Annotated in this window: 13 protein-coding genes; 9 read left to right on the top strand and 4 right to left on the bottom strand. The window is 75.1% G+C overall.

The annotated features are described in order from the left end of the window. Positions 1–98 precede the first annotated feature (98 nt). Positions 99–923: an MOSC domain-containing protein gene (locus tag ACIF8T_RS11105; protein WP_400033503.1), complete on the bottom strand. Its 825-nt coding sequence runs from the start codon at positions 921–923 to the stop codon at positions 99–101. Positions 924–964: 41 nt separating this feature from the next. Beyond that, positions 965–1,399: a DUF6643 family protein gene (locus tag ACIF8T_RS11100; protein WP_400033501.1), complete on the bottom strand. Its 435-nt coding sequence runs from the start codon at positions 1,397–1,399 to the stop codon at positions 965–967. Between the two features lie 293 nt (positions 1,400–1,692). On the opposite strand from ACIF8T_RS11100, the gene ACIF8T_RS11095 reads away from it, so the two are divergent. Further along, a complete protein-coding gene (locus tag ACIF8T_RS11095; RefSeq protein WP_400033923.1) occupies positions 1,693–2,949 on the top strand; it encodes a TerD family protein in 1,257 nt (418 codons plus the stop codon). A gap of 18 nt (positions 2,950–2,967) precedes the next feature. On the opposite strand, the gene ACIF8T_RS11090 is transcribed toward ACIF8T_RS11095, so the two are convergent. Beyond that, entirely contained in the window at positions 2,968–4,176 is a 1,209-nt protein-coding gene (locus tag ACIF8T_RS11090) for a glycosyltransferase (RefSeq protein WP_400033499.1), read from the bottom strand. Between the two features lie 39 nt (positions 4,177–4,215). On the opposite strand from ACIF8T_RS11090, the gene ACIF8T_RS11085 reads away from it, so the two are divergent. The 6 genes from ACIF8T_RS11085 (at position 4,216) to ACIF8T_RS11060 (ending at position 10,886) form a co-directional block, all read left to right on the top strand. Then, a complete protein-coding gene (locus ACIF8T_RS11085; protein ID WP_400033497.1) occupies positions 4,216–5,001 on the top strand; it encodes a glutamate racemase in 786 nt (261 codons plus the stop codon). A 79-nt stretch (positions 5,002–5,080) separates the two neighbouring features. Next, positions 5,081–5,629, top strand: coding sequence for a hypothetical protein (locus ACIF8T_RS11080; protein ID WP_400033495.1), 549 nt, complete (start codon positions 5,081–5,083; stop codon positions 5,627–5,629). A gap of 215 nt (positions 5,630–5,844) precedes the next feature. Then, on the top strand, positions 5,845–7,455 hold the full coding sequence (gene lnt, locus ACIF8T_RS11075) for an apolipoprotein N-acyltransferase (RefSeq protein ID WP_400033493.1): 1,611 nt from the start codon (positions 5,845–5,847) through the stop codon (positions 7,453–7,455). Between the two features lie 67 nt (positions 7,456–7,522). After that, positions 7,523–8,002 carry an NUDIX hydrolase gene (locus tag ACIF8T_RS11070; RefSeq protein ID WP_400033491.1) on the top strand — a complete coding sequence of 160 codons (480 nt, stop codon included), beginning with the start codon at positions 7,523–7,525 and terminating at the stop codon, positions 8,000–8,002. Positions 8,003–8,056: 54 nt separating this feature from the next. Next, complete coding sequence (locus ACIF8T_RS11065; protein WP_400033489.1) at positions 8,057–8,857, top strand: 3-hydroxybutyrate dehydrogenase; 801 nt, start codon at positions 8,057–8,059, stop codon at positions 8,855–8,857. A gap of 76 nt (positions 8,858–8,933) precedes the next feature. Then, the gene (locus tag ACIF8T_RS11060) at positions 8,934–10,886 is read left to right on the top strand and encodes a helix-turn-helix domain-containing protein (protein ID WP_400033487.1); all 1,953 of its coding nucleotides are present in this window, start codon (positions 8,934–8,936) and stop codon (positions 10,884–10,886) included. 43 nt (positions 10,887–10,929) lie between these two features. On the opposite strand, the gene ACIF8T_RS11055 is transcribed toward ACIF8T_RS11060, so the two are convergent. Beyond that, positions 10,930–12,309: an MFS transporter gene (locus ACIF8T_RS11055; protein ID WP_400033485.1), complete on the bottom strand. Its 1,380-nt coding sequence runs from the start codon at positions 12,307–12,309 to the stop codon at positions 10,930–10,932. Between the two features lie 256 nt (positions 12,310–12,565). Here ACIF8T_RS11055 and ACIF8T_RS11050 point away from each other — a divergent pair, with 256 nt between their 5' ends. Then, positions 12,566–13,573 carry an NADP-dependent oxidoreductase gene (locus tag ACIF8T_RS11050; RefSeq protein WP_400033483.1) on the top strand — a complete coding sequence of 336 codons (1,008 nt, stop codon included), beginning with the start codon at positions 12,566–12,568 and terminating at the stop codon, positions 13,571–13,573. Then, on the top strand, positions 13,570–14,343 hold the full coding sequence (locus ACIF8T_RS11045; protein WP_400033481.1) for an SDR family NAD(P)-dependent oxidoreductase: 774 nt from the start codon (positions 13,570–13,572) through the stop codon (positions 14,341–14,343). The genes ACIF8T_RS11050 and ACIF8T_RS11045 overlap by 4 nt, the downstream gene beginning before the upstream one ends. The last annotated feature ends 378 nt before the right edge of the window (positions 14,344–14,721 follow it).

Genomic DNA, 14,721 nt, shown 5'->3' with positions numbered 1-14,721 from the left:
GCCGGGCCCCGCCGGGGGAGAGCCCCCCCCCCCCCCCGGCCGGGCCGGGGGGGGGGGGCCCCGCCCGGCCCCCCCCCCCCGGCCTCCGCCACGCTCCCCTACGCCACCGTGACCGGGTCCCCGACCCGGATCGTGCCGCCGGACAGCGGCACCAGATTCTGCCCGAAGAGCAGCTTGGACCCCCGCCGCCGGTGGCGGCCCAGCGTGAGCAGGGGCTCCCGGCCGCGCTCGGCGGTGCCCTGGTCGGTCGTGGTCACGACGCAGCGCCCGCAGGGCTTGGCGACGCGGAAGGCGACCTCGCCGACGGTGACGCGCGTCCAGTCGTCCTCGGCCCAGGCGGCGGTGCCCGCCACGACCACGTTCGGCCGGAAGCGGTTCATGGGCACGGGACCCTCCTGAGCGTGACCGCCCTGCGCGATCAGGGAGTTGAGGGCGTCGAGGGAGGCGACCGAGGTGAGCAGCAGCGGGTAGCCGTCGGCGAACGAGACGGTCTCGCCCGGCAGGGCGTACTCCGGGTCGACGGGCCGGCGCACGGCCGGATCGTCCAGGTGCACCAGGCGCACGGCGGCGCCGAGGTACGCGCTGCACCAGGCGTGCGCGGCGGCGTCCTCGGCGGGGACCGCCTCCACCTTGTCGCGAAAGATCTCCACGGTCACCGTGCCGGAGGCCCGGGGGACGCGCACCTCCAGCGGTTCCCTGCCGGGTGCGGACAGCCGTACGCCGCCGCCGGGCAGGAGCTCGGCGGCGGCGAGGGCGAGGCGCGGTTGCTGGCGTTGCGTGACGACCTTTCCCCCGTCGTCGATCAGCACCCAACGCCGGTCCCCGGCCAGCCCCCAGGGCTCCACGACGGCCTCCCGGGGCGCCAGGCCCCGGAACGCCTTGACCGGATGGACGTGCAGTGAGTGCAGGTACGCGTTCGCCATGGAGTCATCGTGCCAGGCGGCACCGACGCCCCGGGAAGGACTCAGTAACCGCGGTACTGCTGGTTGTTGTACGGATCCTGATAGGGCGCCGGGGCGGGCCGGGGAGCGGCGGGGCGCATCGCCTCGTAGCCCGCGGCGACCGCCGGCGCGGGCCGGGGCGGCTGGGGCTGCGGCCCGGGGTAGCCGCGCGGCGCGGTGGCCTGCTGCGGGATGTACGCCGCGGGCGCCTGCTGGAGCGGGGCGGGCTGCTGCATCTGCGGGTAGCCGTAGGAGGGCTGTGCCGGGGCCGCCGGGAGGGCGGGCAGCGCCGACGGGAGGGCGGGCAGGTGGCTGCCCGGCGTGTCGTACTGCGCGGGGACCCGGATCGGGGCGATCTGCGGGGTGCCCCGCTCCTTGACGAGCGAGTCGTAGATCGGGGTGTCCGGGAAGGAGGCGGAGTAGTAGCCGCCGCCATAGGTGGAACCGGGGGAGGTCATGGCACATAAGTTAAGCCCACGATGTGCTGGTTGGGGAGACCGATAAGAGGGTTGTTTTCCGTGCGCGGGGTGACGCCGGGTCGCCAATACGAGCGAACATGGCGAAAAAGGGCGCCGATCATGGGTCGGATCCTGTAAAAGCCGAGTTCCGGGCGGGTTACCGGCGGTTGCCCCGGGCTGCCGGCGTCCGCCGATGGGCGTGGCGCGTCCCGGCGCGTAGGTTGTGCGCACGGAATCCGACGACCGCCGGGACGCGGACCGGCGCGGAGACAGGTATGGGGGCGGACATGTCAATGCCGAAAGGATCGAACACTCCGGTGCCGGCCACGGCGCTGCGCGTGGACGTGGGATGGCGTTCCGGACCGGGGGTGCCCGACGCGGACGCCTCGGCGCTGCTGCTGGTCGGCGGAAAGGTGCGTTCCGACGCGGACTTCGTCTTCTACAACCAGCCCGCGCACTCCTCGGGCGCGGTCCGGCACGAGGGCAAGCGGGACGCCGGCGGCCGGGTGACCGACACGCTCCTGGTCGACCTCGCGCGCGTGGAGCCCTCGATCGAGACGGTCATCGTCGCGGCCTCCGCCGACGGCGGCACCTTCGGGCAGGTCCCCGACCTGTCCGTCGAGGTCAGGGACGCGGCCCGGGGCACGGTGGCGGCCCGCTTCGACAGCACCGGCGCCACCACCGAAACGGCCTTCGTGCTCGGCGAGTTCTACCGCCGCCAGGGCGCCTGGAAGTTCCGGGCCGTCGGCCAGGGCTACAGCAGCGGCCTGGAGGGCCTGGCCACCGACTACGGCATCACGGTGGACGAGCCGCAGCGGGCCGCCCCGGCGCCCGTCGCGCCCCCGGTCACCGTGGCACCGCCGCCGGCGCGGCCGGCCGGCCCGCCGCCCGCGGCGCCTCCCGCCGCACCGGTCCGCCTCACCAAGGTGACGCTCACCAAGGCGTCCCCGTCGGTCTCGCTGACCAAGCAGGGCGGCACCTCCGGCGCCCTGCGGGTGAACCTCAACTGGCAGGTGCGCAAGCAGTTCTCCGGGTGGAGCAGCAAGTTCGGCCGCCCCGTCGCCCTGCACGCGGACCTCGACCTCGACCTGTGCGCCCTGTACGAGCTCGCCGACGGCAGCAAGGGCGTCGTCCAGGCGCTCGGCAACGCCTTCGGCGCGCTGCACCGGCCCCCGTTCATCCACCTCGACGGCGACGACCGCACCGGCGCCGTGGAGAGCGGGGAGAACCTCACTGTCAACCTCGACCACAAGGACGCCTTCCGTCGCATCCTGGTCTTCGTCACCATCTACGAAGGGGCCCGCTCCTTCGCCGACCTGCACGCCACCGTCACCCTCAGTCCGCAGCACGGCGCCCCGGTCGACTTCTCCCTCGACGAGTGCACCCTCCCCTCGCCGGTGTGCGCTCTCGCCCTGATCACCAACACCGGCGGCGACCTGGTCGTCCGGCGCGAGGCCCGCTACCTGGTGCCCGAGCGCGGCGTGAGCCCGCAGCGGACCGTCGACCACGCCTACGGCTGGGGCATGAACTGGACCCCGGGCCGCAAGTGAGCCCCCCGGGGCGGGCGTTCAGCCCTCCTCGGGCAGCGCCTCCGGACGCGCGTAGGTGCGGCCCTTCCAGGCCGCACCCCGTCCCCGGTGGTGCCGCACCGCGGAGTCCACCGTCATCAGCAGGTAAAGGAACGCGGTGAACGGCAGCAGGGGAGCGAGCCGGAGCGGCTGCCGGTAGTAGCGCAGCATCGGTACGTACGTCCCCGTCATCACCAGCCACGCCGCCGCGCCCACGGCCGCGGCGGCCGCGTCCCCCGCGGCCAGTCCCGCCACGACCGCCGCCGGCGGCACCAGGTACACCAGCACCAGGCCGGCGACCGTCCCGGCCAGCAGCACCGGGCTGTGGCGGAGCTGCGCGTACGCGCTGCGCGCCACCATCCGCCACAGGTCGCCCAGCCGCGGATACGGCCGCACGCTCTCCACCCGGTCGGCCAGCCCCAGCCAGACGCGGCCGCCGGCCCGCTTGACGGCCCGCGCGAGCGCCACGTCGTCGATGACCGCGTGCCGGATGGCGTCCGGGATCCGGGCCCGCTCGGCGGTCTCCGCGCGCAGCAGCACGCAGCCGCCCGCCGCGGCCGCCGTACGCGTGGCCTTCCCCCCGGCCCGCACCTTCCCGATCCGGCGGAACGGGTACAGCTGCGCGAAGAAGTACACGAACGCCGGCACCACCAGCCGCTCCCACCGGCTCGCCACCCGCAGCCGGGCCATCTGGGAGACCACGTCGTAGCCGCCGGTGCGCGCCGCGGCCACCAGCTGCCGCAGGCTGTCCGGGGCGTGCGCGATGTCCGCGTCGGTCAGCAGCAGGTACTCGGGGGCACGCGCGCGTGCCAGGCCGATCCCGTGGCGCACCGCCCACAGCTTGCCGGTCCAGCCCGCGGGCGGCTCACCGGGCGAGTCCACGGTGAGCGGCAGTCCGCCGTGCCGGCGCGCCAGGCCGCGCGCCAGCTCCCCGGTGCCGTCCCGGCTGCCGTCGTCCACCAGGAAGACCTCCGCCCGCCCCGGATAGTCCTGGGCGAGCAGCGACGGCAGGGCGGCGGGCAGCACCGCCGCCTCGTCGCGCGCCGGGACGACGACGCACACGGACGGCCACGCCTCCGGATCCCGGCGCGGCGGGAGCCGGACGTCCGTACGCCAGAAGAAGCCCTGGCAGAGCAGCAGCCACCACCAGGCGGCGAGTGATCCGGCGGCGGTCCAGAGGAGGGCGCTCACGTGCGCAGTCTGCCCCACCCCGCCGGCCCGGGACGGCTCATCGTCTATCGTGGCCGGGTGAAGATCGCGCTCATGGACTCCGGAATCGGTCTGCTCGCGGCCACCGCCGCGGTACGGCGTCTCCGCCCGGACGCCGATCTCGTCCTCTCCCTCGACCCCGACGGCATGCCGTGGGGACCCAGGACCCCCCAGGACCTGACCGAGCGCGCCCTGGCCGTCGCCGAGGCGGCCGCCGCCCACCGGCCCGACGCCCTGATCGTCGGCTGCAACACCGCCAGCGTGCACGCGCTCACCGCCCTGCGCGCCCGCCTGGAGCCCGGCCTGCCCGTCGTCGGCACGGTCCCGGCGATCAAGCCGGCCGCGGCCGGCGGCGGCCACCTCGCGATCTGGGCCACGCCCGCCACCACCGGCAGCCCGTACCAGCGCGACCTCATCCGGCGGTTCGCCGACGGCGTCCCGGTCACCGAGGTGCCCTGCTGGGGGCTGGCCGAGGCCGTGGAACGCGCGGACGAGACGGCGATCGACGCCGCCGTCGCCGCGGCCGCCGAGCTCACCCCCGACGACGTGACGACCGTCGTCCTCGGCTGCACCCACTACGAGCTGGTCGCCGAGCGCATCAGGACCGCCGTGCAGCGCCCCGGCCGCCCGCCGCTCGTCCTGCACGGCTCCGCCGGGGCCGTGGCCGCCCAGGCGCTGCGCCGCCTCGGCGCGCAGCCCGCCCCGCAGGCCCCGGCCGGCGGCACCCTCACCGTGCTGCTCAGTGGGCGCGAGGGCGCGCTGCCCGCGGCCGCCCTGGCCTACGCGGAAGGCCGTCTCCTGCAGACGGCGGCTCCCGCCCGGTAGCCACCGGGCCCCGCCCGGTCGGCGCAGTCACGCTCCGCGACGCGGTACCCGCGCAGCGAAACGTGAGTAACCTCGAAGCATGAGGGACCACCGCCACGGCGAGCCCGCCCCCCACCCCGACGTCTGGACCGGCCGCGCCACCAACCGGTACCAGTGGCTGCCGGCGCTCGCCGGTGCCGCGTGCATGGCGCTCGGGATCCTGCTGGCCGTGGACTCCCCGTGGACGTCCGGCATCGCCCCGCTGGTCATGGCCGTCGTCGGGTGCATCGCGGGCGGGCTGCTGGTCCTCTTCGGCACCCTGGCGTTCGTGCACGTCGCCCTCAAGATCGACAAGGAGTGGCTGGAGGTGCGGTGCGGCCACATCGGTGTCCCGCGCCGCCGCATCCCGCTCTCGCACGTCGCCGGCGCCGAGTACGTCTCCCACGTCACTCCGCGTCACTGGGGCGGCTGGGGGTACCGCTGGCGCCCCGAGAAGGGCACCGCCGTCGTCGTCCGCCGCGGCGAGGGCGTCCTCGTGCGCCTGTGGGACGGCCACACCTTCACCGTCACCGTGGACGACGCGGAGGCGGCCGTCCGGATCATCAAGTCCAGGCTGCGCCCGGCCGAGCCGGGGGCGGCCGCTCGCTGAGCGGCAGGGGAGGCGGAGGCACGCGCGCGGGGGCGCATCGCGTCGCCCGGAGTCCGCGGGCGGGCCGGGGGCCGTCCCCGCACCCGCCGCGCGTCCGCACACCCTGTCCGGCGCCCGTGATCCGGGTCACCCGGCCTCGCCGTCGTCGCCGCCGCCGGGTGCCGCCCCGCGGACTGCGCTGTCCCCGCCCAGGTCACGCGCCGTAGACTCCCGGGGTGACCGTCACCGCAACCTCCGTCGGCGAGTCGGACCAGCTGGAGCCGCGGACCGCGCCCGCGGCGCGCGGCCGGCGGCTCCTGCGCTTCGTCCCCGCCCTCGCGGCCGCGCTCTCCGGCCTGCTGCTCTACGTCAGCTTCCCGCCGCGCACCCTGTGGTGGCTGGCCCTGCCGGCGTTCGCGGTCCTCGGGTGGGTGCTGCGGGGCCGGAGCTGGAAGGCGGGACTGGGCCTCGGCTACCTGTTCGGGCTCGGCTTCCTGCTGCCGCTGCTGGTGTGGACCGGTGTGGAGGTGGGCCCTGGGCCCTGGCTCGCCCTGGTGGTGATCGAGGCGGTCTTCGTCGCGCTGGTCGGCGCCGGGGTCGCCGCCGTGTCCCGGCTGCCCGCCTGGCCCGTGTGGGCGGCGGCGCTGTGGACCGCGGGCGAGGCGGCCCGCGCGCGCGTGCCGTTCCACGGCTTCCCCTGGGGCAAGATCGCGTTCGGGCAGGCCGACGGCGTCTTCCTGCCGCTCGCCGCGCTGGGCGGCACCCCGGTCCTCGGCTTCGCGGTCGTCCTGTGCGGCTTCGGCCTGTACGAGGTCGCCCGCCTGGCCGTGCGGCTCCGGCGCACCGGCACCGTACGGCGGGCCGCGGCCGCCGTCGGCCTGCTGAGCGTCGCCGTCCCGGTCGCGGGCGCGGTGGCCGCCCGGCCCCTGGTCAGCGGCACGGCCGAGGACGGGACCGTGACCGTCGCCGTCGTCCAGGGCAACGTCCCGCGCCTGGGCCTCGACTTCAACTCCCAGCGGCGCGCGGTGCTCGACTACCACGCCCGGGAGACGCTGCGGCTGGCCGCCGACGTGAAGGCGGGCAAGGTCGCCAGGCCGGACCTCGTGCTGTGGCCGGAGAACTCCTCCGACATCGACCCGTTCGCCCACGCCGACGCGCGGACGGTCATCGACGGGGCGGCCAAGGCGATCGGCGTGCCCATCTCGGTCGGCGGCGTCGTGGAGCGGGACGGCAGGCTGCTCAACGAGCAGATCCTGTGGGACCCGGCGAAGGGCCCCGTCGACACCTACGACAAGCGGCAGATCCAGCCGTTCGGCGAGTACCTGCCGCTGCGCTCGCTCATCGGGGCGATCAACGAGACCTGGACGGCGATGGTCCGCCAGGACTTCAGCCGGGGCGGCGAACCCGGCGTGTTCGCCATGAACGGGGCCGAGGTCGGCCTGGTCACCTGCTACGAGGCGGCCTTCGACTGGGCCGTGCGCGACACGGTGACCGCGGGCGCCGGGCTGATCTCCGTGCCGAGCAACAACGCGACCTTCGACCGCAGCGAGATGACCTACCAGCAGCTCGCCATGTCCCGGGTCCGCGCGGTCGAGCACAGCCGCACCGTCACGGTGCCGGTGACCAGCGGCGTCAGCGCGATCATCCTGCCCGACGGGACGATCACCCGGCGGACCGGCATGTTCACGGCCGACACCCTCGTCCAGGAGGTGCCGCTGCGCTCCTCGCGGACGCCCGCCACGCGGCTCGGCGTGCTGCCGGAGACCGCCCTCGTGCTGGTCGCCGCGGGCGGGCTCGGCTGGGCGGTCGGCGCCGGGATGCGCGGGCGACGCGCCGGTGACGTGTAGCCGTACACCGGTCGCACGCCCCTCGCGGCGCGGCGGGGCGGCCCGGCCGGCCCGTTAGGGTCGGCCCATGGCTACCCCTGACTTCATCCGCACCCTGCGCGCGTCCGCCGGCCACCAGCTGCTCTGGCTCCCCGGAGTCACCGCGGTCGTCTTCGACGACGAGGGCAGAGTGCTGCTGAACCGCCGGACCGACACGCGCAGGTGGTCGGTCATCGGAGGCATCCCGGACCCCGGGGAGCAGCCCGCGGCCTGCGCCGTGCGGGAGGTCGAGGAGGAGACCGGCGTACGGTGCGTCGCCGAGCGGATCGTGGTCGTGCAGGCGCTGAAGCCGGTCACCTACGACAACGGCGACACCTGCCAGTACATGGACATCACCATCCGCTGCCGGGCGGTCGGCGGCGAGGCGCGGGTCAACGACGACGAGTCGCTGGAGGTGGGCTGGTTCGCGGTGGACGCCCTGCCCGACCTCAACGAGGCCGGGGTGTTCCGGATCAAGCAGGCCCTGTCCGACGCACCCACATGGTTCGACACCACGGGTTCCGAGTGAACTATGGGGTGTGACCACATGGGGTGGGGTGGGGGCGCTGCCTAGGGTCGAGGCATGACCGTGCCCCGTGCCCTCCCGGCTCCCCACGCCACCCCGCTCGGCCTCGACGGCCGCACCGCCCTCGTCACCGGCGCCGCCGGCGGCATCGGCCGCGCCTGCGCGCTGCGGCTCGCGGCCGCCGGAGCCAAGGTCAGAGCCGTCGACCGGGACGCCGCGGGCCTGGAGGCGCTCGTCGAGCGGTCCCGCGACCTCACCGGCACGGTCGAACCGCACGTCCTCGACCTCACCGACCTCGACGCCGCCGAACACGCCGCCGCGGGCACCGACGTGCTGGTCAACAACGCGGGGCTGCAGCTGGTCCGCCCCCTCGAGGAGTTCCCGCCGGACGTCTTCCACACCGTGCTCACGGTGATGCTGGAGGCGCCCTTCCGGCTCATCCGCGGCGCCCTGCCCCACATGTACGGGCAGGGGTGGGGCCGCATCGTCAACGTGTCCTCCGTCCACGGTCTGCGCGCCTCGGCCTACAAGTCGGCCTATGTGGCGGCCAAGCACGGACTGGAGGGCCTGTCCAAGACCGCCGCCCTCGAAGGCGCCGCCCACGGCGTGACCTCCAACTGTGTGAACCCGGCCTACGTGCGCACCCCCCTGGTCGAGAAGCAGATCGCCGACCAGGCCCAGGCGCACGGCATCCCCGAGGAGCGGGTGCTGTCCGAGGTGCTGCTGCGGGACAGCGCCGTCAAGCGGCTCATCGAACCGGAGGAGGTCGCCGAGGCGGTGGCGTACCTGTGCAGCCCGCAGGCGTCCTTCGTCACCGGGGCCTCACTCGTCCTCGACGGCGGCTGGACCGCCCACTGACCGCCTCCGTGGGCGAGGCCGGCCGGGTCGTCCACAGGGCTGACGGGACGGCCGTGCCGTGCGGGATCCTGTGACCATGTCGCGTGATCAAGTGCAGTCCGCCGAGCGCACCGCCGAAGGGCCGGGCGCGGGGGCCGTGCCCGGAAGCGGTGAGACGCCGTTCCTGGAGCTGCTGGCCACAGGGGCGTCCGCCGACGCCTACGAGCAGCCGGTGCTGGTCGCCCGCGCCGAGGGACAGCCGCCCGGGCGGATCGCCGCCCTCGAACACGCCAAGCTGCTCGCGCTGCGCGTGCGGTCGGAGCTGGAGGGGCGCCGGCGCCGCGAGGCCGAGCTGTCCGCGCTGTTCGAGACCGCCCACGACCTGGCCGGACTGCGCGACCTGGACGCGGTCCTCCAGGCCATCGTGCAGCGCGCCCGTTCGCTGCTCGGCACGGACGTCGCCTACCTCAGCCTCAACGACCCGGAGCGCGGCGACACCTACATGCGGGTCACCGAGGGGTCGGTCGCGGCCCGCTTCCAGCAGCTGCGGCTCGGCATGGGGGAGGGGCTCGGCGGCCTCGTCGCCCAGACCGCCCGGCCGTACGTCACCGACGACTACTTCAAGGACGACCGCTTCCAGCACACCCTCGCCATCGACGCGGGCGTGCGGGACGAGGGGCTGGTGGCCATCCTCGGCGTGCCCCTGATGCTGGGGCACCACGTCATCGGCGTGCTGTACGCGGCCGACCGCCGGGCCCGGGTCTTCGGACGGGAGCAGATCGCCCTGCTCGGCTCGTTCGCCGCCCTCGCGGCGGCCGCCATCGACACCGCCAACCTGCTCGCCGAGACCCGCGCGGCCCTCGCCGGGCTGGAGCGGGCCAACGAGATCATCCAGGACCGCAGCGCCGTCATCGAGAGGGCCTCCGACGTCCACGACCGCCTCGCCGAGCTCGTCCTGCGCGGCGGCGGGGTCCACGACGTGGCCGCCGCGGTCTCCGAGGTCCTGGACGGCACCGTCGAGTTCGCCGAGGCCTCCGCCGCGCCGGGCGGCGCCCTGCAGGCGTCCCGCGCGGACGGGCACGCGGTGCGGCACGGGGACGACTGGATCGCCGCCGTCACGGCCGGCGGCGAGCTGCTCGGCGCGCTCGTGCTGCACGGCCACCCCGGGCTCGACCCCGTCGACCAGCGCACCCTGGAACGGGCCGCGATGGTCACCTCCCTGCTGCTCCTCGCCCGGCGCTCCGCCGCCGAGGCCGAGCAGCGCGTGCGCGGCGAGCTGCTGGACGACCTGCTCGACGCCCGCGACCGCGATCCGCGCCTGCTGCGCGAACGCGCCGCCCGGCTGCACGCCGACCTCGACGCCACCCACGTGGTCCTCGCCGCCCGCCTGGAGGGCGCCGCCGCCGACGCCGACCAGGAGGCGGACGCCCGCAGACGCCTGTGGGCCGCGGCCTCGCACCTCGCGGCGACCCGGCACGGGCTCGCCGCCGCACGCGACGGCGGCACCGTCCTGCTGCTGCCGCTCGGTCCCGACGACACCGCCACCGACGTGGCCCGCCGCACCGCCCGCCAGCTGGGCACGGCCGTCCACGAGCCGGTCACCGTCGGCGCGTCCGCCCCGCTCGCGGACCTCACCGCCCGCCCCGACGCCGTGGCGACGGCCTACGCGGAGGGCCGGCGCTGCCTCGACGCGCTGCGGCTGCTGGGCCGCCGCGGGGACGGCGCCGCCGCCGAGGACTTCGGCTTCCTCGGCCTGCTGCTGGCCGGGGAGCGGGACGTCGCGGGCTTCGTCGACCGCACCATCGGCCGGGTGGTGGCGTACGACGCACGGCGCGGCACCGAACTGCTGCGCACCCTGGACGCCTACTTCGCCTGCGGCATGAGCCCCGCCCGCACCAAGGACGATTTGCACGTCCACGTCAACACGGTCGCCCAGCGCCTGGAACGCGTCGGCCGGCTGCTCGGCGACGACTGGCAGAGCCCGTCCCGCGCGCTGGAGATCCAGCTGGCGCTGCGCCTGCACCGGCTGTCGGCCCCGGAGCGGCGCTGACCCCCGTACGCCGGGCGGCGCACGGGGGTCGCGGGGCCGGGGATCAGACGGCGCGGGCGTCCGCCTCCCGCGTCGCCGTCTCCGGGGAGCCCGCGGGGGCGTCGGGGGAGACGTCGGACAGGTCCCGGTGACGGGTCTCCGCGGCGGCCGCGACGGCGACGATCGTCAGCAGGGCGGCCGCGATGACGTACAGCGCGATCGGGGTGGAGCTGCCGTAGTCGTGCAGCAGCGCGGTGGCGATCAGCGGCGCGGGCGCGCCCGCCGCGACGGAGGCGAACTGGGCGCCGATGGAGGCGCCGGAGTAGCGCATCCGGGTCGCGAACATCTCGGAGAAGAAGGCGGCCTGGGGCGCGTACATCGCGCCGTGCAGGATCAGGCCCACGGTCACGGCGAGGAGCAGCGCGCCGAAGCCCCCGGTGTCGATCAGCGAGAAGAACGGGAACATCCACAGGCCGATGCCGACGGCACCCAGCAGGTACACGGGACGGCGGCCGATCCGGTCCGACAGCGCGCCCCAGGCCGGGATCACGGCGAAGTGCACGGCCGAGGCGATCAGCACCGCGTTGAGCGCGGTCTGCTTGGAGACCCCGGCCGAGGTGGTGGCGTAGACGAGGATGAACGCGGTGATCACGTAGTAGCTGATGTTCTCCGCCATGCGCGCGCCCATCGCGACGAGCACGTCGCGCCAGTGGTGCCGCAGGACGGAGACGAGCGGCAGCCGCTCCACGTCGTCCGTGCGGGCCTCGGCCCGGGCCAGGGCCTGCTTGAAGACCGGTGACTCGTCGACGGAGAGCCGGATCCACAGACCGACGATCACCAGCACGCCGGAGAGCAGGAACGGGATCCGCCAGCCCCAGCCGGTGAAGGCCGCGTCCGACAGCAGCGCGGTCAGCAGCGACAGCACCCCGGTCGCCAGCAACTGCCCCGCCGGCGCCCCGGTCTGCGGCCACGAGGCCCAGAACCCGCGCCGTCGCGCGTCCCCGTGCTCCGACACCAGCAGCACGGCGCCGCCCCACTCGCCGCCGAGCGCGAAGCCCTGGACCAGCCGCAGCACGGTCAGCAGGACCGGAGCGGCGGTCCCGATGGTGGCGTGCGTGGGCAGCAGCCCGATGGCGAAGGTCGCCCCGCCCATCAGCAGCAGGCTCAGCACCAGCAGCTTCTTGCGCCCGAGCCGGTCGCCGTAGTGCCCGAAGACCAGCGCGCCCAGCGGCCGGGCCGCGAAGCCGACGGCGTACGTCAGGAAGGACAGCAGGGTGCCGACCAGGGGGTCGGACTCCGGGAAGAACAGCTTGTTGAAGACCAGGGCGGCGGCGGAGCCGTAGAGGAAGAAGTCGTACCACTCGATGGTGGTGCCGATGAGGGAGGCGGCGACGATGCGCTTGAGGTTGTTCGGCGGGGGAGGAGCGGTCGCGGGGGTGGACATCGGCACCACTTCCTGGGTGTGACGGGGACGTTTGCGTGTCGCCATACCGTAGGAATGTGCAGGTCACCGGCGTATGTGGTGGGACACCATAGTTCTGGGCCCTGGTGTGCGTGCGGCCACCATGGGGTGGCGGCGTGGACACGCTGACGGAGCGAGGCAGGAGGAGACAGGGCGGACGGCTTGTGGCGAACATCACGCCCGCTGACGTACCTACTGGTCGGTATGGTCGGGTGGAGCCGTAACGACAGGAGGCGCGATGTCCGCGACCAACCGCCAGATCCGTCTGGCAGCCCGCCCGGTGGGCGAGGTCCGAGCCGATGACTGGGAGCACTGCGAGGGGCCCGTCGACGAGCCGGGGCCCGGCCGGTTCGCGGGCCGGACACGCGTCATCTCCCTGGACCCGGCGATGCGGGGCTGGCTGGACGACCGTCCCTCCTACCTGCCGCCGGTGGGCATCGGCGAGGTCATGCGCGCCGGCTCGGTCATCGAGGTCACCGCGTCCCGGCACCCCGACTTCCAGCCGGGCGACCACGTGGTCGGCACGTTCGGCGTCCAGGAGTACGTGGTCTCCGACGGCAGGGGCGCCCTGAAGATCGACACCTCCCTCGCCCCGCCCTCGACGTACCTCGGCGCGCTGGGCATGCCCGGCATGACCGCCTACTTCGGCCTGCTGGACGTCGGGGCGCTGAAGGACGGCGAGACGGTCGTCGTCTCGGGCGCGGCCGGCGCGGTCGGCACCATCGCGGGGCAGATCGCGAAGGCCAGGGGCTGCCGGGTCGTGGGCATCGCCGGAGGCCCCGGGAAGTGCGCGCTGCTCACCGACGAGCTGGGCTTCGACGCGGCGATCGACTACCGCGCCGAGGACGTCAGGAAGGCGTTGCGCCGGCACGCCCCCGACGGCATCGACGTCTACTTCGACAACGTGGGAGGCGACATCCTCGACGCCGCCCTGACCCGGCTCGCGATGCACGCGCGGGTGGTGGTCTGCGGCGCGATCAGCCAGTACAACAACGACACCCCGGTCAAGGGCCCCTCGAACTACCTGTCCCTGCTGGTGCGCCGCGCCCGGATGGAGGGGTTCGTCGTCTTCGACTACGCCAAGCGCTACGCGCAGGCCGCGCAGGACATCTCCGCCTGGATCGCCGACGGCCGCATCAAGGTCAAGGAGCACGTGGTGCGCGGGACCGTGGACGACTTCCCCGAGACGCTGCAGATGCTCTTCCGCGGCGAGAACGTCGGCAAGCTCGTCCTGGAGCTGGCGTGACGGCCGCCGCGAGCGCGGCCGCGCTCCAGGACAAGGTGGCGATCGTCACCGGCGGGGCCAGTGGACTGGGCCGGGCCACGGCGCTGGCCCTGGCGGCGGCCGGGGCGCAGGTCGTGGTCGCCGACCTCGACGCGCGGGGCGGCCGCGAGGTGGCCGAGGAGACCGGCGGCCACTTCCGGGCCTGCGACGTCTCCGACCTCGACGCCAACCGCGCGCTGGTGGACTTCGCCGTGCGGCGGTGCGGAGGCGTCGACCTCGCGTTCCTCAACGCCGGGGTGGCGACCGGGTGCGGCGTCGGCGAGGACTTCGACCTCGCGCGCTACCGCCGTGCGATGGGCGCCAACCTCGACGGCGTGGTGTTCGGCACCCACGCCGTGCTGCCGGCGCTGCGGGCCCGCGGCGGAGGCGCGATCGTGGCGACCGCGTCCCTGGCGGGCCTGGCGGCGGTACCGCTGGATCCGCTGTACGCGGCCAACAAGCACGCGGTCGTGGGACTCGCACGGTCCCTGGGCCCGGCCCTCGCGCCGGACAACGTGCGCTTCAACGCCGTCTGCCCCGGCTTCGCCGAGTCGCGGATCATCGACCCGCTGCGCGACATGCTCGCGGCGCAGGGGATGCCGGTCATCCCGGCCGAGGCCGTGGCGGACACCGTCCTGCGGATCGTCACCGGCGACGGCACCGGGGAGTGCTGGTTCGTCCAGGCCGGGCGTGACCCGGAGCCGTTCCGCTTCCGCAACGTGCCCGGGCCGGGCGCGACCGCCGGCGTCTGAGAAGGGCGAACGGGCAGTCCGCGGCGGCCGCTCCGCATCCGCCGCCGGACTGCCCCCGAGCGGCCTCCGGGGGCGGGGAGGCCCGCCGGGCGGGCGAGGTTGCCCGAGGCGGACCCGGACGCCGGGGGAGTGCGGGACGCTGACGGGCGCGCCGTGCGGTGCGGGGCCGCGCCGCCGGCGGGAACCGGTGCGGGGGACGGTGCCGCCGCCGGTGCGGACGGTCGTCCGCGACCCCGCGCACGGCAGCCGGAAGCCCACGCGCCCCGGCACCACCGGGGCCGGCCGTGCCGCGTCCGTCGCCGCAGGCCGATCCCGCGCCGTCCGTGCGCATCCACGGAGCGCGGGCGTACGTGCGTCTCGGGGAAGGGCCCGGGGTGC

The organism is Streptomyces sp. NPDC085946 (assembly GCF_044540485.1).
Classification (GTDB): domain Bacteria; phylum Actinomycetota; class Actinomycetes; order Streptomycetales; family Streptomycetaceae; genus Streptomyces.
This window is presented reverse-complemented; position numbering and strand designations above follow the sequence as displayed.